General features: G+C 73.8%; 14 protein-coding genes and 2 pseudogenes. 9 read left to right on the top strand and 7 right to left on the bottom strand.

Going from position 1 to position 25375, the window contains the following annotated elements; genetic code table 11:
* Window positions 1-80: 80 nt before the first annotated feature.
* Window positions 81-479, bottom strand: a complete 399-nt coding sequence (locus ACZ516_RS02510) for a hypothetical protein (RefSeq protein ID WP_469008125.1) — start codon at window positions 477-479, stop codon at window positions 81-83.
* 231 nt (window positions 480-710) lie between these two features.
* Here ACZ516_RS02510 and ACZ516_RS02505 point away from each other — a divergent pair.
* Window positions 711-1049 (top strand): annotated as a pseudogene (locus tag ACZ516_RS02505) (helix-turn-helix domain-containing protein); the annotation flags it as partial.
* 407 nt (window positions 1050-1456) lie between these two features.
* Here the strand turns inward: ACZ516_RS02505 and ACZ516_RS02500 are convergent.
* Window positions 1457-1702 carry a response regulator transcription factor gene (locus ACZ516_RS02500; protein WP_358579886.1) on the bottom strand — a complete coding sequence of 82 codons (246 nt, stop codon included), beginning with the start codon at window positions 1700-1702 and terminating at the stop codon, window positions 1457-1459.
* 306 nt (window positions 1703-2008) lie between these two features.
* Between ACZ516_RS02500 and ACZ516_RS02495 the strand changes: the two genes are divergently transcribed.
* The 4 genes from ACZ516_RS02495 (at window position 2009) to ACZ516_RS02480 (ending at window position 15226) form a co-directional block, all read left to right on the top strand.
* Entirely contained in the window at window positions 2009-3274 is a 1266-nt protein-coding gene (locus ACZ516_RS02495; RefSeq protein WP_469008124.1) for an MFS transporter, read from the top strand.
* Window positions 3271-6723 carry a type I polyketide synthase gene (locus ACZ516_RS02490; protein ID WP_469008122.1) on the top strand — a complete coding sequence of 1151 codons (3453 nt, stop codon included), beginning with the start codon at window positions 3271-3273 and terminating at the stop codon, window positions 6721-6723. The genes ACZ516_RS02495 and ACZ516_RS02490 overlap by 4 nt, the downstream gene beginning before the upstream one ends.
* On the top strand, window positions 6720-14132 hold the full coding sequence (locus ACZ516_RS02485; RefSeq protein ID WP_469008121.1) for a MupA/Atu3671 family FMN-dependent luciferase-like monooxygenase: 7413 nt from the start codon (window positions 6720-6722) through the stop codon (window positions 14130-14132). Before ACZ516_RS02490 ends, ACZ516_RS02485 begins: the two co-directional genes overlap by 4 nt.
* Window positions 14133-14281: 149 nt before the next feature.
* Entirely contained in the window at window positions 14282-15226 is a 945-nt protein-coding gene (locus ACZ516_RS02480; protein WP_361080683.1) for an aminoglycoside phosphotransferase family protein, read from the top strand.
* 9 nt (window positions 15227-15235) lie between these two features.
* Here ACZ516_RS02480 and ACZ516_RS02475 read toward each other — a convergent pair whose 3' ends face one another.
* A complete protein-coding gene (locus ACZ516_RS02475; protein ID WP_361080681.1) occupies window positions 15236-15778 on the bottom strand; it encodes an MOSC domain-containing protein in 543 nt (180 codons plus the stop codon).
* A 136-nt stretch (window positions 15779-15914) separates the two neighbouring features.
* Entirely contained in the window at window positions 15915-16457 is a 543-nt protein-coding gene (locus ACZ516_RS02470) for a DoxX family protein (protein WP_358585598.1), read from the bottom strand.
* A gap of 162 nt (window positions 16458-16619) precedes the next feature.
* Between ACZ516_RS02470 and ACZ516_RS02465 the strand changes: the two genes are divergently transcribed.
* Entirely contained in the window at window positions 16620-16946 is a 327-nt protein-coding gene (locus ACZ516_RS02465) for a nuclear transport factor 2 family protein (RefSeq protein ID WP_361080679.1), read from the top strand.
* A gap of 42 nt (window positions 16947-16988) precedes the next feature.
* Here ACZ516_RS02465 and ACZ516_RS02460 read toward each other — a convergent pair whose 3' ends face one another.
* Both ACZ516_RS02460 and ACZ516_RS02455 read right to left on the bottom strand, forming a co-directional pair.
* Window positions 16989-17459, bottom strand: coding sequence for a lamin tail domain-containing protein (locus ACZ516_RS02460; RefSeq protein ID WP_358585602.1), 471 nt, complete (start codon window positions 17457-17459; stop codon window positions 16989-16991).
* A gap of 117 nt (window positions 17460-17576) precedes the next feature.
* Window positions 17577-18503, bottom strand: coding sequence for an SDR family oxidoreductase (locus ACZ516_RS02455; protein ID WP_469008119.1), 927 nt, complete (start codon window positions 18501-18503; stop codon window positions 17577-17579).
* Between the two features lie 133 nt (window positions 18504-18636).
* Between ACZ516_RS02455 and ACZ516_RS02450 the strand changes: the two genes are divergently transcribed.
* Complete coding sequence (locus tag ACZ516_RS02450; RefSeq protein ID WP_469008117.1) at window positions 18637-20271, top strand: alkaline phosphatase D family protein; 1635 nt, start codon at window positions 18637-18639, stop codon at window positions 20269-20271.
* Between the two features lie 1118 nt (window positions 20272-21389).
* Here the strand turns inward: ACZ516_RS02450 and ACZ516_RS02445 are convergent.
* Window positions 21390-22406: pseudogene (locus tag ACZ516_RS02445) on the bottom strand (glycosyltransferase); the annotation flags it as partial.
* Between the two features lie 471 nt (window positions 22407-22877).
* On the opposite strand from ACZ516_RS02445, the gene ACZ516_RS02440 reads away from it, so the two are divergent.
* Window positions 22878-24167: a Bcr/CflA family multidrug efflux MFS transporter gene (locus tag ACZ516_RS02440; RefSeq protein ID WP_361080673.1), complete on the top strand. Its 1290-nt coding sequence runs from the start codon at window positions 22878-22880 to the stop codon at window positions 24165-24167.
* Window positions 24122-25294 (top strand): serine hydrolase domain-containing protein, encoded by a 1173-nt coding sequence (locus tag ACZ516_RS02435; RefSeq protein WP_469008116.1) that lies wholly within the window; start codon window positions 24122-24124, stop codon window positions 25292-25294. Before ACZ516_RS02440 ends, ACZ516_RS02435 begins: the two co-directional genes overlap by 46 nt.
* The last annotated feature ends 81 nt before the right edge of the window (window positions 25295-25375 follow it).

The following is a 25375-nucleotide window of genomic DNA, read 5'->3' as shown; positions in this document are numbered from 1 at the left end:
GGCGTGATGGATAGAAGACTGCAGTGCTTCCTCGCATATGGGTGCCCGACTGCATCGTGACGTCGGCGCGGTACCGGTGATCAGCCGCGGTCTTCGGCGCTGTTGTCGGCGATCGCTCGGAACAGCTCGCGAGCCCGTTCGCAGAACTGCTCGACCTCCGTGGTGTCCGGCTCGTCACCGTCCGCCAGCATCCGGGCCTGGAGCTGCTCGGAGCGCAGCCCGCCGTAGCGGGCCCGCACCTCAGCGGTCACCGGCTGGACCGCGATGTGCAGGTGCTTGCGCGCGTCGCGGCCGTGCGACCACATGCAGACGTAGGTCTGCTCGGGCTGGCACAACGTCTCCACAACACGAGCGGTATCGCGCAACAAGGGGCCGAGTTCTGCCGCTGCCGTGTCGTCGAGCTCCGCAATGGCCACGACGTGCTCCCGCGGACCGACGATCAAGGTGCCGAGGTTCATCGGACCGACGACGTGGTTCACCGCCCAAGCAGCGGTCTCATGCAGGACGCCCCCGGGCAACTCCCGGCGCCCGGTCAGAAGGTCACACCCAAGACACCCCGTCACATCCACGTGCCTCAGCCTATACAGAGCCCCCAGTGACGATGTCGACGGCCAACTTGGTTGTTGACTCCGCCGGTTGGTCTGCGCACGCGATGAAGCTCCTGATAGACGGTTCATGACCAAGATCACCCGTGCCGCCAGGAGCTTCATGTGCTTGTCTACCCGTCTGCCCTCGACCTGTCCACCCGGCACCTGCAGTTCCTGGCCGACCGGTTGGCCGCGCATCGGGCGGCGTGCGTGACCCGGTGGCGCCGGCTGTCCGCCGACCGCCGGGCACTGCTGGTTCTGGCGCACCTACGCCTGGGGCACACCTACGCGCAGCTCGCGGCCGGGTGCGAGGTGGGCGTGAGCACGGTGTACCGGTACATCACGGAAGCCGTCGGTCTGCTCGCGGCGCAGGCGCCCGATCTCGCGACGGCGGTGACAGCCGCCTCGGCCAAGGTGTTCGTAATCATGGACGGGACACTGCTGCCGATCGACCGGATCGCCACCGCCCAATGCAATTCGCGGGTTTCCGTGGCTCTGTGATCTGCTCGGTAATGGTGGATGATCCTAAATTTCCGTCGAAGGTCCAGATTACTCTCAGGGATGGGACGGCGACCAGGGCATCAGTGCTGATGAGTAGGTGGCCGGCTCAAGGTACTGCGCAAGATGGGGCCAATGTCGAGGGTGACGCGACGCCTGGTAATCCGTTCTGAATGCGCAATCTTGTGGCGGATTCGGCTGGGGACAGGTGCGGCCATCGCGGGATCATCGGGGGTTGCGGGGACTCCTGAAGATTGTGCGGTGGCTGCGGGCCAGGTGGACCATGGGCGTACGTCGATTCGAGCCGACACGGTCGCCGGCCGCTTGCCCGGCGGGGCGACGGGCCGCAAAGCCGGCGGTCAAGGCGCCGCTCAAGGCATCGAGCGCGCCCCCGTCTGCGTCGCGTTCTCCGTCATGCTCAAGCGGATCAGATGCGCCACCGTCGGCGCCGTCCGCTTGGTGCGGATGCGGCGCAGGTACGTGCTGACCGTGTGCACGCTGATGCCCAGGCGCCTGGCGACCTGCTTGTGGGAGAGGCCCTCCGCTAGGTGCGCCAGCACCTGACGCTCCCTGTGGGACAGCGCCGGTGCGCTCTGCGGGCGGGTGGTTGCTGGCATCTTCCCTCCCGGAGGGACGGGCGACTTCTGCGGGGCTGCGGCCGCTTCTGCCGCTACAGGGGGCGACCGCTTCTGCACGGCTGTGACCGCCACTTGATCTAACCACGCCCGTGCGGAAACAGAAAGGAATCCCCCGCCCGTGCCCGACTCCCCACCGAGGCTCGCGGTACCGAGCGCCCCAGGACCTGTCAAGTCACCAACTCGGGTGACTTTAGGCGCGCTTCGGGGCGAGTGAGTGTGAAGCCGCAGCACGAGGGCGGCACAGAAACAACACAGGGCCAGTACAGAGGCGGACCAGGGGGAACGTTGAGGCACTTTCGCCTGCTCGTCGTGGGGAACGGCGTCTCGGCGTACGGCAGTTACCTGAACATGGTCGCCCTGAACGTCTTCATCTACGAGGTGACCGACAGCGCCCTGGCCGCCGGGCTCTTCATGGCCGTGCGCCTGATGACCAGCGTCGTATCCGGCTTTGTGAGCGGACGGCTGGTCTCGGCGTACGACCGCAAGAGGTTGATGGTCGGCGCCGATCTCACGCAGTGCCTGGCCATGGTAGCGCTGTTGATCGCTCCTGAGGCAGGCCGGGCGGGGCTTTTGTACGTCCTCGCCGTCGTCACCGGGTTCTGCTCCACCCTCTCGGGCGTCGCCCTGCGCAGCAGCATCCCGGAGATCGTCGGCGGTGAGCTGCGCGTACGCGCCAACTCCCTGCTCGCCACCGGGCGTTCCCTCGCCATGATCGCCGGGTTCGCCTCCGCCGGGCTCATCGTCGCCCAGCTCGGCTACACCGCCGCCATCTCCCTCGACGCCGCCTCCTTCGCCGTCTCCGCCTGCGTCCTCCTCGCCCTGCCCATCCGTACCAAAGCGGCCCGGGCCTCGGAGAGCGGGAAGGACGAGGCCGGACGCGAGCGGCCGCCGCGGACCGGCTCCCTGGTGCTGCTGCGCGCCGCGCCCGTCCTCGCCGTGATGATCGCCGTCCGGGCCGCCGACGGCCTCGGGTCCTCGTCCCACAACGTCGCCCTGCCCGTCTACTCCAGCGCCCTCGACCCCACCCACCCCGCCACGTTCGTCAGCCAGTTCTGGGCCACCTGGGCCATCGGCAACATCGTCATGCAGCAGCTCTGCGGGCGCCTGTGGACAGGCCGCGACGGGCGGCAGGGGCCGGGCGAGCGGGCCTTCGCCGTCGGGGCCTGCGTGATGTCGGCCGCGTTCATCGTCGTCTTCGCCGGGCTGCCCACCGTCGTCGCCGTCGCCGCCGCCCTGATCGCCGGCATGGCCGATGGGCTCACCGAGATCGCCTACGTCAGCCGGCTCCAGGCGGCCCCCGACGAGCAGCGCGGCCGGCTCTTCGGCCTCTCCGCCTCCGTCGAGAACACCGGCTTCGGGCTCGGCATGCTCGTCAGCGGCGCGCTCCTGGACCACTTCCGCCCGCTCCAGGTCGTAGGCCTGCTGCACGGCCTCGCGATCGCGCTGTGCCTCGCGATGTTCGTCGTCCTCGTGCGGTACGGCCGTGAGCGCGCCGCCGCGCCCGCCCCGCCGCCACGCGAGGTGCCCTCCGTCGAGAGCGAGGCCCGATGAGTGCCGCCGCCCGCGATGCCGTCGCCGTCGTCGGGATGTCCTTCCGGCTGCCCGGCGCGGACACCCCGGAGGAGTACTGGCGCACCATCCATGACGGCGCCGACCGCGTACGCCGCTTCACCGAGGCCGAACTGGCCGCCGCCGGGGTCGGCGAGGAGCAGTACCGCGCCGACGACTTCGTCGGGGCGAGCGGCGTCCTGGAGGACATCGCGGGCTTCGACCCGGGCTTCTTCGGGATGAGCGCCCACGAGGCCCGCATCACCGACCCGCAGCAGCGACTGTTCCTGGAGTGCGTGCACCACGCCCTGGAGGACGCCGGGTACGCGGGCGGGCAAGGGGCCGGCGGCAGCGACATCGGCGTCTACGCCAGCACCGGCTACCACCTCTACTCCCTCCAGACCTACCTCCAGAACAACGTCCTGCCGGCCGGCGTGGCCGACTGGGTCGCCGGACTCCAGGTCACCGTCGGCAACTTCACCGACTTCACCGCCAACCGCGTCTCCCACCGCCTCAATCTGACCGGGCCCGCCCTCAACATCCAGACAGCATGCTCCAGTTCGCTGGTCGCCGTGACCACCGCCGCGCAGGCCGTCGTCCACGGCGAGTGCGACCTCGCGGTGGCGGGCGCCGCCGCGATCCACGTGCCGCAGGTCCTCGGCTACCAGTACGTCAAGGGGTCCATCCTCTCCAAGAGCGGCCGGCTGCGGCCCTTCGACGCCGACGCGGACGGCACCGTCGGCGGCACGGGCGTCGCGGCCCTCGTCCTCAAGCGGCTCGACCGGGCCCTCGCGGACGGTGACCACGTCCACGGCGTCATCCGGGGCTGGGGCGTCAACAACGACGGCGCCGACAAGCGGGCGTTCAGCGCCCCCAGCGCCGACGGCCAGCGGGGCGCCATCCGGCGCGCCCTGGACCGGGCGGGCGTCGACGCGGGAAGCGTCGGCTACCTGGAGACCCACGGCACCGGCACGTTCAAGGGCGACCCGATCGAGTTCGAGGGCGCCACCGCCGCGTTCCGCGCCGACACCGACCGCACCGGCTACTGCGCGCTCGGCTCCGTCAAGGCCAACATCGGGCACCTCGACGTCTGTTCGGGCCTGGCGAGCCTCATCAAGGCGCTGCTCGTGCTGCGGCACGGCGTCATCCCGCCGATGGCCAACTTCCGCCGCCCCAACCCGGCCCTGGACCTCGCGGCCAGCCCGTTCTACGTCCCCGAATCCGCCCGCCCCTGGCCGAGGGGCGAGGAGCCGCGCAGGGCCGGCGTCAGCTCCTTCGGCGTCGGCGGCACCAACGCCCACGTCATCCTCGAAGAGGCCCCCGAACCCGCGCCACGCCCCACCGGCGCCCCGCCGGCCCCCGGCATCCTCCTCGTCGCGGGCCACACGCGGGCCGCCCTCATCGACAACGCGTCCGCCCTCCGCGACCACCTGCGCGCCCACCCCGGCACGGATCCCGCCGACCTCGTCACGACGCTGGCGCTCGGCCGCGCCCACCGCGGACACCGCCTCGCGCTGCGGGGCGACACCGTCGCCGCCTTCACCGCAGGCCTCGACGCCTGGCTCGCGGACCCGACACAGGACCCGACGCGGGACCCGGCACGGGACGCGCCAAGGACGGGCGGAGCCGGTACCGGCGGGGCCGACACCGGGTTCCTCTTCACGGGGCAGGGCAGCCTGCACCGGGGCGCGGCCCGCGACCTGTACGAGCGTTTTCCCGTCGTACGCGAGGTCCTGGACGCCTGCGAGCGGCAGTACGCGGCGCTCACCGGCGGCGACAGCCTCCTCACCCCGCTGCTCGCGCCCGAGGGGGAGGACGGGACCGAGCCGCCGTGGCCCACCGACATGGCGCAGCCCGCGCTCTACGCCCTCCAGTGCGCGCTCGTACGCCTGTGGGGCGCATCCGGGATCACGCCGAGCGTGGTCGCCGGGCACAGCGTGGGGGAGTACGCGGCGCTGCACGCGGCCGGCGCCCTCTCCGTCGAGGACGGTCTGCGCCTGACCGCCGGACGCGGCGCGCTCATGCAGCGCCTGTGCGCACCCGGCGCGATGGTTGCGGTACCCCTCGCCGAGGGCGCGGCACGGGAGCTGGCCGCCGAGGTGCCCGGCGTGGAACTCGCCGTCGGCAACGGCACGCACAGCCAGGTCCTCGCGGGCCCGGCCGCCGCCGTGGCACGCCTGACCGCCCTGCTCGCCGGGCGGGGCATACCGGCACGGGAGCTGCCGGTGCGGCACGCGTTCCACACCGCGCTGATGGACCCCGTGCTGGACGGGCTGCGCGAGCTGTGCGCCGGGGTGGAGTTCCGCCCGTGCGCGGTGCCGTTCGTGAGCGGCCTGGACGGGCGCACCCGGCCGCCCGGCTGGCTCCCGGACGCCGACTACCTCGTGCGGCAGGCGCGCGAACCGGTGCGCTTCGCCGACGCGCTGCGCGAACTCGGCGCCGCGCACCCCGACGTCGGCACGCTGCTGGAGGCCGGCCCGCACGGCACGCTCAGCGGGCTCGCGCGGCGCGAACTGCCGGACCGGGCGGCGTATCCGACGCTGCGGCGCGGCGCCGGGCTCGCACCGCTGTGGGACGCGGCGGCGGGCCTGTACCGGCGCGGGGCGCCGGTCGACTGGCGGACTCTCATGGCCGGGGCGGGCCGCAGGATCCCCCTGCCCGGCTACCGATTCCAGCACAAGGACTACTGGACAGGGCCGGAGAATTTCCTTCCCCGGCCCGCACAACCGGCAAGGGATGGGGCCGAAGTGGCACAGGACGAGGCAGCGGTCGAGCGTGTGCTCCAGCACATCATCAAGGTCACCGCGAAACACCTCAGCTACGACACCAGCGAGATAGCGGAGGACGCCTCCTTCTTCGACCTCGGTGCCGACTCGCTGCAGATGATCGGTGTGCTGCGGGAGTTGGAGGAGGAGCACCGGGTCAAGGTCTCGATGCGGGAGCTGTTCGAGGAGGCCGGCACGTCCAAGGGCCTCGCTCTGATCATCGTACGGAAGATGGGGGTCGGGGCGCCGTCGGCCCCGAGCGCCCCATCGGCCTCGGACGTGACGCCCGCCCCGGACGTGATACCGGCCCCGCAGGCGATACCGGCCCCGAGCGCGCCACCGGCCCCGCCCGCCCCCGCTCCGTACACCCCGGCCGCACCGGTGCCCGCACCCACCGCGTACGCCCCCACGCCACCCGTGCCGCCCGCACCCACCGCGTACGCCCCCACGCCGGCCGTGCCGCCCGCACCCATCGCGTACGCCCCCACGCCGGCCGCCGCCACCGCCTACCCGCCCGAGCCGGTCCCGGCGGTCGCCCCCGCCCCCGCCCCCGGCGCCGAGTACGCCACCCGCCGCGAGGTGGAGGACCTCGTACGCCAGGTCCACCAGCTCTCGCAGATGCAGCTCCAACTGATGGGGCAGCTCTCCCAGCTGCTGGCGGCCCAGACCGGCCAGGCCAACCGATGAGCGCGGGCCAGGGCTCCGTCTCCGCCGCCGTCGACCAGGACCTCGCCGCGATGGCCGAACTGTCGCGGCGCATCACCGAGCAGCTGGGCGCCGGGAGCGCCGCCGAGGCGGAACGCCCCGCCCAGCACGGCCCCCGCCTGGAGGTGTCCCGCGCCTCCGGCATGGTCCGCGGCGGCTCCCCGGCGTCGCAGCGCGCCCACCTGGACGACCTCGTGCGGCGCTACACCGCCAAGACGCCCACCTCCAAGCGCATCGCCCAGCGCTACCGCAGGGTGCTCGCCGACAGCCGGGCCGCCGTCGGCTTCCGCAGCAGCACGAAGGAGATGCTGTACCCCATCGCGGGCCGGCGGGCGCACGGCTCCCGGCTGGAGGACATCGACGGCAACCACTACGTCGACATCACCATGGGCTTCGGCGTGCTGCTCTTCGGCCACGAGCCCGCCTTCGTCTCCGAGGCGGTCCGCGAGCACCTCTCGCGCGGCATCCAGCTCGGCCCCCGCAACGTCGAGACCGGCGAGGCGGCCGAGCTGCTCGCCGAGCTGACCGGCATGGAGCGCGTCGCCTTCGCCAACTCCGGCACGGAGGCCAACTCCGCCGCCATCCGCCTGGCCCGCGCCGCGACCGGCCGCTCCAAGATCATCACCTTCGAGGGCGCCTACCACGGCCACAACGACAACGTCCTCGGCCGCTCCCCGCACACCGGCGGCGAGGGCCTGACCACCGTCCCGATGTCCGCGGGCATCCCGCAGAACGCCGTCGCCGACCTGCTCGTGCTGCCCTACGGCAGCGAGGAGAGCCTCGCCGTCATCGAACGGCAGGCGGGCGAGATCGCGGCGGTCGTGGTCGAGCCGGTGCAGAGCCGCCACCCCTCGCTGCGGCCCGCCGCCTTCGTGCGCCGGCTGCGCGAGCTGACCGCGCGCCACGGCATCGTGCTGCTCTTCGACGAGATGCTGACCGGCTTCCGCCCCGCGCCGCGCGGCGCGCAGGAGCTGTACGGCGTCACCCCCGACCTCGCCACCTACGGCAAACTGCTCGGCGGCGGCTTCCCCATCGGCGCCATCGCCGGACGGGCCGACATCATGGACGGCATCGACGGCGGGTACTGGAGCTACGGCGACGACAGCTACCCCGCGGCCGACACGACGTTCTTCGGCGGTACGTACATCCAGCACCCCGTGTCGATGGTCGCCACGCGGGCCGTGCTGGCCCACCTGAAGGAGCACAGTCCGCGGCTCCAGGAGCGGCTGAACGCCCGCACCGACCACCTGGCCGACTCGCTCAACGCCTTCTTCGAGGCGGAGGAGTTCGCGCTGAGCCTGAGCCACTTCGGCTCGATGTTCCGGTTCGAGCACCGGGCGGACATGGAGCTGCTCTACCACCACCTCATGCTGCGCGGCGTCCACGTGTGGGAGTGGCGCAACTTCTTCCTCTCCACCGAACACACCGACGACGACGTCGAGTTCATCGTGGACGCGGTCAAGGGCTCCCTGCGGGAACTGCGGGACGCCGGCTTCTTCCGTACGAAGGCACGGGCGACGCCGGCCGCGGCGATCCCGGAGCGGAAGCCGTCGGCGGAAGCGGCGCCCCTGCCCCGCCCGGAGACAGCACTCGCGCCCCGGACGACGTCGGTGACGGCGACGGCCCCCGGCCCCCGGTCCGAGGCGGCGTCCAGGCCGCAGGCCATGGCCTGGAACGGCGCCGCGGCCGCCGCCGCGCCCCGGGCCGAGGCGACGGAACGCACGCCCACCCGCCCCCTCGACTTCGGCGTCTACTTCTTCGGCGACTACCCGCAGGACGAGAACAGCCCCCGCCACGGCAAGTACGACCACCTCCTGGAGACCGCCCGCTTCGCCGACCGCAACGGCTTCCACTCCCTGTGGATCCCCGAACGGCACTTCCACTCCTTCGGCGGCCTTTTCCCCAACCCCGCGGTGCTCGCCGCCGCCCTCGCCCGCGAGACCGACCGCGTCCGCATCAACGCCGGCTCCGTCGTCCTGCCGATCCACGACCCGATCCGCGTGGCCGAGGAGTGGTCGATGGTCGACAACCTCTCCGGGGGCCGGATCGGCATCGGCTGCGCCAGCGGCTGGCACGCCAACGACTTCGTCTTCTTCCCCGAGCGCTTCGGCACCCACAAGGAGAAGATGTACGAACAGGTCGCCCAGGTACGGCAGTTGTGGCGCGGCGACACGGTGCGCCGCACCACCGGCGACGGGGAGAGCGACCTGCGCCTGTTCCCGCGCCCCGTCCAGGACGCCCCGCCCATGTACACGGCCGTTGTCGGCAACCCCGCCTCGTACGCACTGGCCGCCCGCCACGACCTCGGCATCGTCACCAACCTCATGACGCAGGGCATCGACCGGCTCCGCGAGAACGTCGCCCTCTACCGGCGTACACGCGCCGAGCACGGCCTGGACCCGGACGCGGGGCGCGTCGCCGTGCTCCTGCACACCTACCTCGCCGAGGACCACGCGGCGGCCCGCGCCGAGGCCCGCGAACCGCTGTCGCGGTACATGCGGGCGTCGCTCTCGCTGTTCGGCGGGGTCGCCAACAGCCTGGGCCACCAGGTCGACATGTCGGCGATGTCGGAGGACGACCTGGACGTCCTGTTCCGCCGCGCCTACGACCGCTACTGCGACCAGCGCGCCCTCATCGGCAGCCCCGAGAGCGTGCGGCCCGTCGTGGACGAGGTGCGTGCCGCGGGCGCCGACGAGGTCGTCGCTCTGGTCGACTTCGGCGTGCGGCCCACCTCCCTGCGGGCCGGCCTGGTCCACCTCGACGCCCTGCGCCGCTCCTGCGCGACAGCCGCCCCCGCCCCGGCGACGACCACCCCCGCCCCCGCCCGGGCCGCGAACGCCCCCGTGCCGGTGTCCGACCCCGGGGCGCCCCTGTCCCCCGGCCAGCAGCGGATCTGGTTCCTGGAGCGCATGCTCCCCGGCCGCACCGCCTACAACGAGGTCAAGGCCATCGAGCTGGCGGGCCCGCTGGACGCGGGCGCGCTGCGGTCGGCCCTGCGCGCACTGGTCGCCCGGCACGAGCAGCTTCGTACCATCTTCCGGGAAGTGGCCGGAGAGGCACGGCAGTTCGCGCGGGCACCCGGCGAGGTGGACTTCGCCGTCGTCGACGGCACGGCGGGCGACCGTGACGCCGTCGCCGACACCCTCAAGGCGGAGAGCGAGCGCCGCTTCGACCTGGCGAGCGGGCCCCTGTTCGTCACCCGCCTGGTCCGGCTGGGCGCCGAGCGGCACGTCCTCGTCCTGTCCCTGCACCACATCGTGATGGACGCCGCGTCGGCCGCCGTCCTCGCCCGCGACGTGTCCGCCCTCTACCGCGCGGAACTCGCGGGCGCCCCGGCCGCCGAACTGCCCGCCCTCCCGCACACCTACGCCGAGCACGCCCGCCGGCAGCTCGACTCCCTCGGCGGCCCGAAGGCGGCGGAGGACCTCGCGTACTGGAAGAAGGCGCTCGACGGCGACCTGCCGGTCCTGGCCCTGCCCACCGACCGGCCGAGGCCGCGCGTGATGACGTCGAACGGCCGCGCCCTGTTCCGGACGCTCGACACCGGACTCTCCGACGCCGTACGGAAGTTCAGCCGCGAGCGGCGCAGCACCCTCTTCATGACGCTGCTCGCCGGGTACGCGGCCGCGCTGGGCCGGGTGACCGGGCAGGACGACCTCGTCATCGGCACCCCCATGTCCGACCGCACCCCCGCGTACGAGGACGTCGTCGGCTTCTTCGTGAACACCCTGGCGCTGCGCGTGGACCTCTCGGGCGACCCGGACTTCGGCACGCTCCTGGACCGGGTGCGGGCGGTGGCCCTGGACGCCTACGACCACGCCGAGGTGCCCTTCGAGGCGGTCGTCCGGGAACTCACCCCCGCGCGGGCGCTGGACAGGACCCCCGTCTTCCAGACCCTCGCCGAGTTCGAGACCGGCGACCCGTTCCACTTCGACCTGCCCGGGGTGCGGGCCACCCCGCTCGACTCGGGGCCCGACAAGGCCCTGACCGACCTCAGCGTCTACTTCACCGACCAGCCCGACGGCATCCGCTGCCACCTGGAGTACAACACAGACCTGTTCGACGAGGTGACCGTCGACGCCCTTTTCGGAACGTTCCGTGCCGTCCTCGCCGACGCGGTGGGCGCCCGCGCCGGCGCCGTGCCCGACGCCTGGCGGCACGGGCCCGTCCGCCGGCGGACCCGCAGCACCGTGCACGCCCTGGCGTCGCGGTGGGCCGAGGCGGCCCCCGGCCGCACGGCGGTGATCGGCGGCGAACAGACCCTGACCTACCGCGAGTTGGACGAGCGGGCCGAGCGGCTCGCGGCCGTCCTGCGCGGGGCGGGCGGCACCGGGGCGCCGGTCGCGCTGTGGCTGCCCCGCGGCGCGGACCTGATCGTCGCCATGCTCGCCTCCCTGAAGTCAGGCCACGGCTATGTGCCGTTGGACCCCGGCCAGGGCAGGGCCCGGGCCGAGACGATCCTCGGCGAGAGCGGCGCGCGCCTCCTCGTGGTGAGCGGCGGGGGGCGTACGGACGAGCGGCCGACACCGCCGCACGGCACCACCGTGGTGGAGCTCGACGCCCTGCCGCCGGCCCCCGCGCCCGGCGCCGCCCCGGCGGACGCCGAGCCGGGCCCCGACTCGCTCTGCCTCGCCATCTACACCTCGGGCAGCACCGGCACCCCCAAGGGGGTCGCCGTGCCGCACCGCGCCGTCGTGGACCTGTGCCAGTGGCACCACGAGCGCTTCGGGTTCACGGCCGACGACCGCAGCGCGGCCGTCTGCGGGCAGAGCTTCGACGCCGCCGTACTGGAGATCTGGGCCGCGCTGACCGCGGGCGCCACGGTCGTCGTCGCCGACGACACGGTCCGCAAGGACCCCGCCGCCCTCGCCCGCTGGTACGCCGACCACGGCATCACCTTCTCCATCCTGCCGACCGCGCTCGGCGAGGCCGTCCTCGCGCTGCCGGACGACCGCCAGCCCCCGCTGCGGCACCTGCTGATCGGCGGTGACGTACTGCGCACCCGGCCGCGTCCCGGCGCCCCGTACGAGACGGTGAACGTCTACGGCCCCACCGAGGTGACCGTGCTCTGCACGAGCCAGACGGTGGAGCCCGCCGGCGCCCCGGGCACCTCGGCCGCCGGCGCGGCCGACGCCCCGATCCCGATCGGCCGTCCCGTGGACAACGTCACGCTGCGCGTGCTGGACGCGCACGGCCGCGAGGTGCCCGCCGGGGAGGTGGGGGAGCTGTACGTCGGCGGGTCCGGGGTGGCCACCGGCTACCTGGGCCGGCCCGATCTGACGGCGGAGCGCTTCGTCCGCGACCCGCTGGGCGGCGATGCGCCGATGTACCGCACGGGCGACCTCGTACGGTGGGACGCGACCGGGGCCCTGGAGTTCCGGGGCCGGTCCGACGACCAGGTGAAGATACGGGGGTTCCGCGTCGAGCCCGAAGAGGTCACGCGGGCCCTCAACGCCTCGCCGGAGGTCGCCGAGGCGGTCGTCCTGGCCCACCGCGACCGGCGGGGCGACGCCCGCCTCGCCGCCTACGTCGTCCCCGCGACGCCCACAGCGGGGACGGCACGGTCCCAGGAGGTCGCCGACCGTCTGGCGCGGGAGCTGGCCGCGCGGCTGCCCGACCACCTCGTGCCGCGCGCATGGGCCGTCCTGCCCGCGTTCCCGCTGTCCGGCAACGGCAAGCTGGACCGCGCCGCGCTGCCCGAGCCCGCCCTGACCGCCTCGCCCACCGGCCCCGCCGCCCCGCCCACCCCCGCGCGCACCGCCCGGCGGGACGTCGAGGCACGCCTGCGGGAGCTGTGGGCCGAGGAGTTCGGGACCGACGCGGGGGCCATCGGCCCCGACGCCTCGTTCTTCGAGCTGGGCGGCCACTCCATCACGGCCATCCGCCTGGCCAACGCCGTGCGCGAGGAGTTCGGCGCGGAGTACCCCGTCGCCCGCTTCTACGAGGAGCCGTCACTGCGGGCCATGGCGGCGTACCTCACCGGCGAGACGGGCGAGACGGGCGAGACCGAGCCGGGGGCGGCAGGCAGGGCGGGCGAGCCCGGGGAGTTGAACGGATCCGCCGAGGATCCGGACGACGTGGTCGCCACCGCCCCCGTCACCGCCCAGCAAGGCGCCTTCATCACCCGGCACCTGACCCACCCCCGCCCGCAGATCTACAACGTGGCGATGCGCCTCACCCTCACCGGCGAGCTGGACGTCCCGGCCCTGCGGAACGCCCTGACCCGGCTCGTCGCCCGCCACGAGGCGCTGCGCACCCGGCTCGTGGAGGACGAGGGCACGGGGGAGTGGCGCCAGGAGGCGCTGCGCCCCCGCCCGGTCGAGCTGCCGGAGGACGACCTGGTCGCCCGGCTCGGCTCGGCGCGGGACGCGGCGGCGGAGGCGGAGCGCCTGGCCGCCGCCACGGCCGCGGTGCCGTTCGACATACGCGCCGAACTCGCGCCGGTGTTCCGGCTCTCGCGCGTCGGCCGCGACCGCTGGACGCTGCTCTTCGTCCTGCACCACGCCACCTGCGACGGCTGGTCGGTCAGCGTCCTGCTGCGCGAACTGGCCGCGCTGTACCGGGCGGAGGTCACCGGTGAGCCGCACGGCCTCCCCGACGGCGTGCCGCAGCCCGGCGCGTACGCGCGCTGGCAGCGCGAGCAGGGCCTGACGCGGGACAAGGGCCGCCTGGTCGACTACTGGGCCCGGCAGTTGAAGGGCGCCCCCTTCGCCCTGCCGCTGCCCCTGGACCGGCCCCGTCCCGCGGAGCTGAGCGGCGCCGGCGACGTGGTGCTGTTCACCGTGGACCGGGAGACCCGGGCGGGCGTGGAAGCGCTGGCGCGGCGGCACCGCACGACGCCCTTCGTGGTGACGGCGGCTGCCCTGGCCCGGCTGGTCGAGAAGGTCGCGGGCGAGCCGGACGTCGTACTCGGCATCTCCCACGCCAACCGCGAGCGGCGGGAGTTCGAGGCCCTCGCCGCCTGCACGGTGTCGTCCTTCACGCTGCGGATCAGGGGCCACGAGGCGACGACGTTCGGCGCGCTGGTGGACCAGGTGGCGCGCGGCGCGGTCGGGGCACTCGACCACGCGGCGCCGATCCGGACGCTGGCGGCGGACCTCGGGGAGGCGCTGGGCACCGAGGTCCCCGAGCGGCTGCCGCTCGGCTTCCAGTACCAGAGTTCGCTGGAGACGGACATCGAACTGCCGGGCCTGACCACGGCGGTGGAGGACCTCGCGGTGCCGGGCGCGCGCTCGGAGTTCAACTTCGGCCTGATCCCCACGGGCGACGTCCTCTCCGGCTATCTGGAGTTCTCGACCGACCTGTGGGACCGCGCCACGGTCGAGGCGTGGACCACCGCGTACGTCGAGCTGCTGGCCCAGAGCGTCGCCGAGACGGAAGGCGGGAGCTGAGCGGACCCACGGCGGGGCGCGGCCCGATGGGGTCGCGCCCCGCCGCGCCCCGCCGCGCCCGTCCCGCCCCGCCCTGTCGCGTCACGCGGCCCCGCCGGCGGCGGAAACTCGCTCGCGGCCCCGCCACGGCGAGCACTACCGTGCCCCTCATGCTGCCCGAGGTGTACACGGACGAGGAGTGGGACCGCGTCGTCCCCGACGAGGCGATCATGCGGCCGGGGGCGGAGGACCTGTGCGCGCGGCTCGGGTTCGCCGGGGCGCCGCTGACCCGCTACCCGGAGGGGTCCCAGCCCGTCTACGCGGTCGGTGACCGGCACGTGGTGAAGCTCTTCCCCGGCCTGGACGCCCAGGACGCCGTGACCGAGGCCCGCGTGCTCGCCCACGTCCAGGGCCGACTCCCCGTCCCCACCCCCCAGGTGCACGACTTCGGCGACTACGAGAACGGCTGGCGCTACGTCCTGATGTCCCGCCTGCCGGGCCGGGGCCTCGCCACCGCCTGGCCCGACATCCCGCGCGCCGACCGGGAACGGATCGTCACCGACGCGGCGGAGGCCCTCGCGGCGCTGCACGCCCTGGACCCCGAACCCCTCGCGGACGTGCTCGGGCCCGAGGACTGGGACGCCTTCCTCGCCGGGCAGCGGGCGGGCGCGGTGGACCGGCAGAGCGCCTTCGCGCTGCCCGCGCACTGGCGGGAGCAGATACCCGGCTTCCTCGACTCCGTGCCCCTGCCCGTGACGGACAACGGCTCGGGCGCCCGACGGGCCCTGCTGCACACGGAGTTCATGCGCCAGCACCTGACCGTCGACCCCGCCGACGGCTGGCGTCTCACCGGCCTCCTCGACTTCGAACCCGCCATGATCGGCGACCCGGCGTACGACTTCGTGGGTGTCGGGCTCTTCGTCACCCGGGCCGAGCCGGGACTGCTGCCGCGCTTCATGAAGGCGTACGGAACGACGTACGAGCCGCGTCAGATCCTCGCGTACACCCTGCTCCACGTGTACAGCAACCTGCCCTGGTACCTGCGGGAACTGCCCGCCCCGCCCGAGCCCACGCTGGACGCCCTGGCCGAGACCTGGTTCGGACAGGGACTGTAGGGCGGGATGTCAGACCGTCCTCAGCCGGCGGTGCGGTCCCTCGGGCAGGACGACCTCGATGGCGTCGCCGGGGCGGATCTCGCCGCCCTGACGGACCACGCTCATGACCCCGGACCGGTGGGCGACGGCGCCGTTCTCGTCGCGTCCGACGACCTTCTTCATGAGGCCGGCCCGGAAACCGTCGATCTGGCGGCACGGGTTGCGCAGCCCCGTGACCTCCACGACGGCGGACGCGCCGATGCGCAGCAGCGCGCCCGTGGGCAGCCCGAGCAGGTCGACGCCGCGTGTGGTGATGTTCTCGCCCAGTTCGCCCGGCGCCACGGCGAAGCCGTCCGCCACCAGCTCGTCCAGGAGTTCCTCGTGGATGAGGTGGACCTGGCGCAGATTCGGCTGGTCCGGGTCCCGCCGCATCCGGAACCGGTGCTTGACCTTCTCCCCGGCGTGCACGTCCCCCTCGACCCCGAGCCCGGCGAGCAGCGTGACGCTCTCGCGGTTCGGCTTGCTGAAGGAGTACGTGGGATTGCTGCTGACCGCCGTGACCCTCGCGCCCATCGTGCGCGGCCCCCTCTTTCCCGTCCGTCCTGCCCGCGCCCCCGGCCACCCCGGCCGGCCGCGCGCCGTACCCGCGTGACCCTAACGCGGGCGGCGCCTCGCCGGACGTGTACGCCCGTTCGGCCGGAACCGGCGGCTACGCCTGCGGGGCGGCGTCCTCGCTCTGTTCGCGGACCTTCTTGTTCCTGGCGCCCAGTGTCGCGAGTACCCCGACCGCCGTCCCGGCGAGCGCGGCCGGCACCATCCAGGCGCGGTTGAGGGAGTGGCCGAGCGCGTGGTCGAGGGAGTAGCGGCCGGGGCCCGTGACCGCGAGGGCCGCGGCGACCAGGCCGAGGAACGCCGGGTACTCGTAGCCGCCGCCCTGGCTGAAGAAGCCGTGCGGGGTGTGCACGGCGGCGGCGCCCGCCATCGCGCCCGCCGCGGCGGACCCGGCGGCCGGGGTCGCGAGGCCGAGGGCGAGGAGCGTGCCGCCGCCCGCCTCGGCGAGGCCCGCGACCGTGGCGTTCGCCTTACCGGGCGCGTAGCCGATGGACTCCATCCACGCCCCCGTGCCCTCCAGGCCGCCGCCGCCGAACCAGCCGAACAGCTTCTGGGCGCCGTGTGCGGCGAGCACCCCTCCGGTGCCCACGCGCAGCAGCAGCAGTCCGAGGTCGCGTCGGTCCAGGCAAGAACAGGTCATCGGGGCTCCCGGGTCGGTGGGGCGGCAAGCCGGTGAGGTGGGCCTGCCTTTCCTCCACCGTCCGACGGACCGGCGCCGGGCACCCGGCCCGCGCGGCCGTACGGGTGAGACGTCCGCTGGCCCCCGGTGGCGCGGCCGGTGGCTCGATGTGACGGTGGGCCCATGACCATTCAGGTAAACCGGCTCGGCGACCCCGCGGTCCGGGCCTTCGTCACCGCGGTGAACGCCCACGACAGGGCCACCTTCGAGGCGCTGCTGACCCCGGACGCGACGATGTCCGACGACGGCACGGACCGGGACCTCGCCGAGTGGGCCGACCGGGAGATCTTCTCCTCCAACGGCCATATGGACGTCGAGTCGGAGTCGGCCGGCGGCCGCACGCTGCTCGTCGGCTACCGCAACGACACCTGGGGCGAGATGCGCACCAAGTGGTACTTCACCGTCGAGGACGACGGCCGGATCTCCCGTTTCGAGACGGGCCAGGCCTGACCCGCGGCGCACCGCGCGCCGGCCCGGCCCCCTCGGCGCAGGTCAGTGGCAGTTCTTCGTGCCGTGGTCGGCGCGCGTCCAGGAGCAGGAGTCCTGGAGCGAGCCGCTCGGCCTGACGAGGCGGGCCTTGTCGCCGGTGTTGTTCCAGACGTAGCTGCCCCGGCCCCAGTAGCGCACGCCGGAGGCGTCGGAGCCCTTGCCGGTGCGCACCTTGACGGTCTTGCCGGCGCCGATCCGGTAGCTGCCGAAGGTGTAGGTGTAGCCGGTGTCGTCCTTGAGCCGGTAGCCCTTGAGCTGGATCGCGGACGAGCTGCTGTTGTGGATGTTCACCCACTCCGCGTTGAGCGAGGAGTTCGAACGGGTGTCGCTGCCCGGGCTGTCGTACTGGATGTAGCCGAGGTGCAGCCCGCCCTGGTGGCGCGCGGTCACCGCCGAGGCGGGCGACGCGGCGAGCAGGGACACCGACAGGGCGGTGGCGGCCAGGACAGCGGGGGCCATGGTGCGTATGCGCAAGGAGTGCTCCAGGTGTGAAGTTCTCGTGGAGAGGAGCTGAGCATACGGGGCCCACCGCCCGGGACTGAGTCGGTAGTTCCCATTCCACTTGTGCAGATGTGCCGGGCGCGGGCGGACTCAACCCCGCCCGATGTACGGCATGGTGGTGGCGAGGACCGTCGCGAACTGCACGTTCGCCTCCAGCGGCAGCTCCGCCATGTGCCGCACCGTGCGCGCCACGTCCGCCACGTCCATCACGGGCTCGCTCGCCAGCCGGCCGTCGGCCTGGGGGACCCCGGACTGCATGCGCGCGGTCATGTCGGTCGCGGCGTTGCCGATGTCGATCTGCCCGACGGCGATCCGGTACGGCCGCCCGTCCAGGGACAGTGACTTCGTCAGACCGGTCAGGGCGTGCTTCGTCGCGGTGTACGCCACCGAGTGCGGCCGCGGCGCGTGCGCCGAGATCGACCCGTTGTTGATGATCCGTCCGCCCTGCGGGAGCTGCTCCTTCATCTGCCGGAAGGCCGCCTGGGCGCACAGGAAGGCGCCGTTGAGGTTGGTGTCGACGACGTGGCGCCAGGCGTCGTAGGGGAGTTCCTCGACCGGGACGCCGCCGGGGCCGAACGTCCCGGCGTTGTTGAAGAGCAGGTCCAGGCGGCCGAAGCGCTCGCGTACGCCGGTGAAGAGCGCCGCCACGTCCTCGGGCCGCGACACGTCGGTCCGTACGCACAAGGTGGCGCCGTCCTTCGCGACGGCGAGGGCGGCCGTCTCCTCCAGGGCCTCCACGCGGCGGCCCGCGAGCGCCACCGACCACCCCGCCGCGAGCAGTTCGACGGCGACGGCCCGGCCGATCCCGGACCCGGCGCCGGTCACCACGGCGACCTTCGGCGTCTTGTGCGGGGCGCTCTCCACGAGGCTCTCCGCGGCGCTCTCCACGACGCTCTCGGCGGCGGCGACCACGGCCGGCTCCCCGACGCCCTCCGCGGTGGTCTCCACAGTGCCGTCCCCGGTGGTCTCCACGGGAATGCCCGGCGCGGTCGATGAGGCAGTTCGCTCAGCGTTCATGGCCCCGCAGCGTACGGGAGGCCCGGCCACGGGGACATCACCCGCCCGCCATGCGGCTGTTGTGTACGCGACAGTCACAGGTCGTTCCCCGCCAGTTACATGCCCCTGACAGCAATCGTCAGGGGAGGGCCACATGTCACTCGCAGCCCAGCAGTACTCGCCCGAACTCCGCGCCGCCGCACGCCACGTCGGGCGCCGCCGCTTCCTCACCGTGACCGGCGCCGCCGCCGCGCTCGCCTTCACCACCAACCTGCCCGTCGCGGGTGTCGCCGGCGCCGCCGAGCTGGACGCCCGCCGCATCGGCAAGGACCCCTTCACCCTCGGCGTCGCCTCGGGCGACCCGCTGCCCTCCTCGGTGCTGCTGTGGACCCGGCTCGCCCCCGCCCCCTATGAGCCCGGCGGCGGCCTGCCGGCCGAACGCGTCGCCGTCCACTGGGAACTGGCCCACGACGCCCGCTTCCGGCGTGTCGCCAGACGGGGCGTCGCCACCGCCCACCCCGAGTTCGACCACACCGTGCACGTCGAGGTCGACCACCTGGAGCCGGGCCGCGGCTACTACTTCCGCTTCAAGGCGGGCCGCTGGACCAGCGGGACGGGCCGCACCCGCACCGCCCCCGCGCCGGGCGGCGCCGCGAGCACCCTCACCCTCGCGGCCGTCTCCTGCCAGGCGTACCACGACGGCTACTTCACCGCGTACAAGCACCTGGCGCAGGACGACGTCGACGTCGTCTTCCACCTCGGCGACTACCTCTACGAGTACGCGGTCGACGCCAGGGGCGGCGCCCGCGCCTACACCGACCGCACGCTGCCCGCGCACTTCAACAAGGAGACGCTGACCCTGGAGGACTACCGCCTGCGGTACGCCCTCTACAAGTCCGACCCCGACCTGCGGGCCGCGCACGCCGCGCACCCCTTCGTCGTCACCTGGGACGACCACGAGACGGAGAACAACTACGCGGACGACGTCGACGAGAACGGCAACCCCCCGGCCGAGTTCCTGCTGCGCCGCGCCGCCGCCTACCGCGCCTACTGGGAGAACCTGCCGCTGCGCCTCACGCAGCGGCCCAAGGGCCCCGACGCGCGCCTCTACCGCCGCCTGACCTGGGGCCGCCTCGCCCAGTTCGACATCCTCGACACCCGGCAGTACCGCTCCGACCAGGCGTACGGCGACAAGGCGCACGCCCCCGGGCCCGAGACGGACGACCCGAGGCGCACCATCACCGGCGCCGCCCAGGAGCGTTGGCTCCTCGACGGCTGGCGCCGCTCGCGCGCCCTGTGGAACGTCGTCCCGCAGCAGGTCACCTTCTCCCAGCGCAAACTGGACCTCACCGACCGGGCCAAGCTCTCCATGGACGCCTGGGACGGCTACCGCGCCTCCCGCGCGCGCGTCCTCGCGGGCGCCAGGGCGGCCGGCCTGGAGAACCTCATGGTCCTCACCGGTGACGTGCACGTCGGCTACGCCTTCGACATCAAGGCCGACTTCGACGACCCGTCCTCCAGGACCGTCGGCACGGAGATCGTCACGACGTCCGTCTCCAGCGGCAAGGACGGCGCGGACAAGCCGGCCAACTGGGACACCTACACCAAGGCGAACCCGCACCTGAAGTTCTACAACGGGCGCCGCGGCTACGTGACGGTCGGCCTCGGCCGCGAGGAGGCGCGGGCGGACTTCAAGACGGTCTCGGCGGTCACGACGCCCGGCGCCTCCCTCCGGACGGCGGCGTCCTTCGTGACCGAGGCGGGCGACCCGGGGCTGCGGCCCGCGTAGTCGCCCTGCCCGCCCGGACGCTGTCCGGTCAGGCCCTGGCCGGCGGGGCTCCGGTCGGCCCGGGCCGGTGCCTCCTTGAGCGTCAGGGCCAGGTCGTGGTGCGCGGTGAAGCAGGGGCGCACCAGGACGGGCGTGCCGGGCTCGCCCATGAGCGCCTCGGCGGCCGCGTACACATCGCTCCGCCTGCGGTCGACGACGTCCCCGAGGACGCGCCCCACCCGCACGGGCTCGGCCCCGGGCGCAAGGCGCAGCGACAGCTCCCAGGTCTCGGGCGCGCCGTCGCCCGCCGCCAGGGCCAGGGCGTAGGGCAGGCGGAAGCGGAAGCGGTGCGCCCCGGAGGTCGTCACCTCGGTCTCGAAGGCGGCGGCGGGATCCCGGCGCGGCACGGCGAGCAGGCGGGGGCGCTGGCCCGGCGCGAACGCGGCGCCGTGCAGGGCGCCCTCCACCGTGCACGACGTGCGGTCGGTGGTCAGCGTGCGGGCCTCGGCGTGGGCGGGGCGGCGCCAGGTGCGCAGGGAGAGGTTGTTCTTGACGGTCGGATAGGGGATCCACCAGCGGAACGGCGGGTCCGGCAGGGCCGCCAGGTCCACCAGCGTGCGCTGGTCGACGCTCGTGGCGGCGACACGGCGGCGGGCCCCGTCGTCCGACCGGATGACGTGGAAGTCCCAGCGGCCCTCGGCGAGCGCGTGGGCGCCGCGCTCCAGGACGGCCGTCCACGGCGCCCCGTCCGTCTCGGGCGGCCGCAGCGGCACGGCGAGCGGCTCCTCGCCCCGGCCCTCGGCCCCCCGCAGCGTCGCCGTCAGCGTGAACGCGCCGCCCCGCATCCCCGCCTGCTCCAGACGTACGACGAGACCGCCCCCGGCGTCCACGGCGCACGCCGCCCTCGGGCGCAGCGGGCCCAGGCCGCCGGGGCGTCCCCGCGCCGCCCGGCGCACGGTGCGCGCCGTCCGCAACAGCGTCCGGCGGGCGGCCGTCCCGGCGTGGGCGACGCCGGCCGCCAGTCGGCGGTCGAGCGGGACCGGCGCGGGCGGTACGGAGGCCCGCAGTCCGGCGATCAGCTCCTCGTAGCGCCGGGCGATGTGCTCCGGCGCGTACCGCTCGGCGTTGCGCCGGGCGGCGGTGCCCATGGCACGCCGCAGGTCCGCGTCCTCGATCAGCCCGATCAGGGCACGGGCGAAGGCCTTGCTGTCGCCCGGCGGGACGAGCAGCCCGTCCTCGCCGTCCCGGATGATCTCCCCGGGCCCGTGCGGGCAGTCGGTGGCGACCACGGGAGTGCCGCACTGCATGGCCTCCACGATGGTCATGCCGAACGACTCCTCGCGCGAGGAGACGGCGGCGATCGCGCCCTTGGCCCACTCGGTGGCGAGGCAGGGGTTGGCGCCCATCAGGAAGACGTGGTCGTTCAGGCCGCGTTCGTCGATGCGGGCGCGCAGCGCGGCCTGCTGGGGGCCCCGGCCGTAGATCCGCAGCCGCCAGTCCGGGTGCGCGGCGGCCACGGTGGCGAAGGCGTCCACGAGGAGGCCGTACCGCTTCACCGGGATCAGGCGGCCGCCGGCGACGACCAGGCGTGAGCCGCCGTCCGAGGGCGCCGTGGCGGGCGGCGGCGAGGAGTTGGGCAGGTGCGCGATCGGGGTGCCCGTGGCCGCGAGGTGCCGGCGGTGGGTGAGGGCGTCCGCCTCGGTGACGGTGGTGTGCGCGTCCAGCGCGGCGATGGCGGCGTCCTGGGCGGCGCGGATGCCGGGCTCGTGGGTGCCGTAGACCCGGTGTTCCTGGCCGATCCGCAGGTAGTGGCGGCGGCCGAACTCGGCCAGGTAGATCACCAGTCCCGGCCGGGTGGCCACCACCACGTCGGCGTCGGTGCGGGCGAGGAACCGCGCCACCCGCCGGTCGGTGAGCCGGTCGAAGCCGGCGCCGCGTGCCTCCACCGGGGGGACCAGCGTGCTCGGCCCGCTCACCGCTCCGGGGCCGCCCCGGCGGGAGTGCGGACGCCTGTCGATGAGCGGCCGCAGCCGGACCTTTCCGCTGAGCGGGAAGCTGGGCCGGTCGTGCGTCCGCCAGACGCTGACGATCTCCACGTCATGGCGTTCGGCGAGGGCACCGGCGGAATTGAAAGTGGCGCGGACGGTGCCACCCATTCCGTAAGCGTTCTGCAGCAGAAAGGAGATTTTCATCGGGCCTTGTCCGGATCGGCAAGTGGTCAGGGGGGTGCCACACTTCCACCTCCCGGGTGCTCGTGAGGTGAGCACACGCTCCGGGGCCCGAGGGGCACCCCGTCCGGTGAACGGGCGGTCGCCGAGTTGACTTCGGGCGCCAGGGAAAAGGGGGTGCCGGTGCACAGTAATGCCGGGGGCAATTGCTGATCCGCCGCTCGCCATGAACGTAATAGTGATCGAAAAGGGAAGCCTTGTACGCTTTTTCGGCGGCCCCGGGATTCGCTGGGCGCAGGGAATTCCCCTCCCCTCCTTATCCCCGCGTCCCAGGTTTTCCCGAGGGCGGCCGCGCGCGCGGGACGGCCCGTGAGGTCGCGCCCGAGGTGAAATCCGGTGCCGGGCACGCACCCGGAGCTGCGACCATGGGCAGCGATCCGATCGACCGGGAGGGGCACGATGCCTGAGTGCGGGCAGACAACGGAAGAGCACCGGATACCCGGGGCGGCGGAGCCCGGAAGGCTCGCCGCCCTCCGCCGCACCGGCGCCCTCGTCACCCTCGTCCTCGGCGGCCTCACCGCCGTACCGCCGCTCTCCATGGACATGTACCTGCCGGCCCTGCCGGAGGTCACCGACGCCCTGCACGCCCCCGCCGCGACCGTGCAGCTGACCCTGACCGCCTGCCTGCTGGGCATGGCCCTCGGCCAGCTCGTCGTCGGCCCGATGAGCGACAAGTGGGGCCGCCGCCGCCCCCTCCTGATCGGCCTGCTCGTCTACATCGCCGCCACCGCGATCTGCGCCTTCGCGCCCACCGTCGAACTCCTCATCGGCTTCCGCCTCCTCCAGGGCCTCGCGGGCGCCGCCGGCATCGTCATCGCCCGCGCCGTCGTCCGCGACCTGTACGACGGCGTGGAGATGGCCCGGTTCTTCTCCACCCTGATGCTGATCTCCGGCGTCGCCCCGGTCGTCGCGCCCCTCATCGGCGGCCAGGTCCTGCGCGTCACCGACTGGCGCGGCGTCTTCGTCGTCCTCACGGGCGTCGGCACCGCGCTGACGCTCCTGGTGTGGCGGCGCCTGCCCGAGACCCTCGACCCCGACAAGCGGCACAGCGGCGGCACCGTAGAGGCGCTGCGCACCATGCGGTCGCTCCTCGCCGACCGCGTCTTCACCGGCTACATGATCGCGGGCGGCTTCGCGTTCGCCGCGCTCTTCGCGTACATCTCCGCCTCGCCCTTCGTGATCCAGGAGATCTACGGCGCCTCCCCGCAGACGTTCAGCCTCCTGTTCGGCGTCAACTCCGTCGGACTGATCGCCGCCGGCCAGCTCAACGGCAAGGTCCTCGTCGGCCGCGTCAGCCTGAACAAGGTCCTCGCCACCGGCCTGGCCGCCCTCACCGTCGCCGCGACCGCGCTGCTGCTCATGACCACCGGCGTCTTCGGCGACGTCGGGCTGTTCCCCGTCGCGGCCGGGCTCTTCGTCCTGATGTCGACGATGGGCCTCGTCATGCCCAACACCCAGTCGCTCGCCCTCACCCGCACCCCGCACGCCGCAGGCTCCGCCTCCGCGCTCCTCGGCACCACCTCCTTCCTCATCGGCGCCGTCGCCTCGCCGCTCGTCGGCATCGCGGGCGAGGACACGGCCGTCCCCATGGCCGTCGTCCAACTGGCCTGCGCGCTGGCGGCCATCGCCTGCTTCGTGGGACTGTGCCGCCCCTGGCAGCAGGCGACCACGCAGGAGGCGGACCACTGAGCGCACCCCGGCTCCTGCGCACCGGCACCCCCGAGAGCGCGGGCCTCGACCCCGACGAGATCGGCCACCTCCTCGCCGAGGTGCGGGCGCTGCCGCGCGGGCCCCGGCCCTGGTGCGCGGGGGCCGTGGTGCTCGCCGGCCGGGGCCCGGTGATCGCGGCCGAGGAGGCGGTGGGCCGGGCGGTGCGCTACTCCTCGTACGACCCGGTGACCGACACGGGCGTCGAGCTGCCGCCCGAGCGGCAGGTGCCGATGCGCGCCGACACGCCCTTCGACCTGGCCTCGCTCACCAAGCTCTTCACCACGGTCGCCGCCGTGCAGCAGCTGGAGCGCGGCACGCTCGGCATCGACGCGCGGGTCGGGGCGTACCTCCCCGAGTTCCGGGCCGCCGCCGCACACGGCATCACGGTGCGCCGGCTCCTCACCCACACCTCCGGGCTGCGGCCCGAACTCCCGCTGTACGACTGTCCGGACGACGCCGCCCGACTCGCGGCCCTGCGCGCCGAGGCGCCGGTCACCGCGCCCGGCGCGTACGTCTACTCCGACCTGAACATGCTGCTCCTCCAGCACGTCCTGGAGCGCCTCACCGGCCGCTCCCTCGACGTCCTCGTGCGCGAGGGCATCACCCGCCCGCTCGGCATGGCCGCCACCGGCTTCGGACCCCGGCCGGACGCCGCCGCCACGGAGGACCAGCGCAGGCCCTGGGCCAAGGCGGACCGGGGGATGCTGCGGGGTGTCGTCCACGACGAGAACGCCTGGGCGCTCGGCGGCGTCGCCGGACACGCGGGGCTCTTCTCCACCGCCCGGGACCTCGCCGTGTTCTGCCGCACCCTGCTGTGCGGCGGCGCCCACGGCAGGGCCCGCATCCTCGGCCCCGACTTCGTCGAGCTGCTGTTCACCGGCTCCGGCCTCGGCTTCGGCATCGACCAGCCGTGGTTCATGGGCGAGCTGGCGGGGCGCGGCGCGGCGGGCCACACGGGCTTCACCGGCACGTCGCTGGTCCTCGACCGGGCCACGGACACGTTCCTGGTGCTGCTGGCCAACACCGTCCACCCCCGGCGCCGGCCCGCCGACCACGCCCCCCGAGCGACGGCAGCCACACACCTCGCTCGCGCGGCGCGAACGTAGCGACCTCGGGCCGGTTCGGTGAGGGGCGCGCTCAGCCCCGTACGACCCGCGCACGCGTCTGCCCGATGCCGCGGCAACCGC

It is taken from the genome of Streptomyces sp. NPDC034037 (assembly GCF_055575715.1).
This window is presented reverse-complemented; position numbering and strand designations above follow the sequence as displayed.

What these genes read in the sequence shown, in the direction of transcription:
- ACZ516_RS02500 (WP_358579886.1), bottom strand. Translation starts at nt 1,702, where the DNA reads ATGCCAGCAACCACCCGCCCGCAGAGCGCACCGGCGCTGTCCCACAGG.
- ACZ516_RS02490 (WP_469008122.1), top strand. Translation starts at nt 3,271, where the DNA reads ATGAGTGCCGCCGCCCGCGATGCCGTCGCCGTCGTCGGGATGTCCTTC.
- ACZ516_RS02485 (WP_469008121.1), top strand. Translation starts at nt 6,720, where the DNA reads ATGAGCGCGGGCCAGGGCTCCGTCTCCGCCGCCGTCGACCAGGACCTC.
- ACZ516_RS02480 (WP_361080683.1), top strand. Translation starts at nt 14,282, where the DNA reads ATGCTGCCCGAGGTGTACACGGACGAGGAGTGGGACCGCGTCGTCCCC.
- ACZ516_RS02475 (WP_361080681.1), bottom strand. Translation starts at nt 15,778, where the DNA reads ATGGGCGCGAGGGTCACGGCGGTCAGCAGCAATCCCACGTACTCCTTC.
- ACZ516_RS02470 (WP_358585598.1), bottom strand. Translation starts at nt 16,457, where the DNA reads ATGACCTGTTCTTGCCTGGACCGACGCGACCTCGGACTGCTGCTGCTG.
- ACZ516_RS02465 (WP_361080679.1), top strand. Translation starts at nt 16,620, where the DNA reads ATGACCATTCAGGTAAACCGGCTCGGCGACCCCGCGGTCCGGGCCTTC.
- ACZ516_RS02455 (WP_469008119.1), bottom strand. Translation starts at nt 18,503, where the DNA reads ATGAACGCTGAGCGAACTGCCTCATCGACCGCGCCGGGCATTCCCGTG.
- ACZ516_RS02450 (WP_469008117.1), top strand. Translation starts at nt 18,637, where the DNA reads ATGTCACTCGCAGCCCAGCAGTACTCGCCCGAACTCCGCGCCGCCGCA.
- ACZ516_RS02440 (WP_361080673.1), top strand. Translation starts at nt 22,878, where the DNA reads ATGCCTGAGTGCGGGCAGACAACGGAAGAGCACCGGATACCCGGGGCG.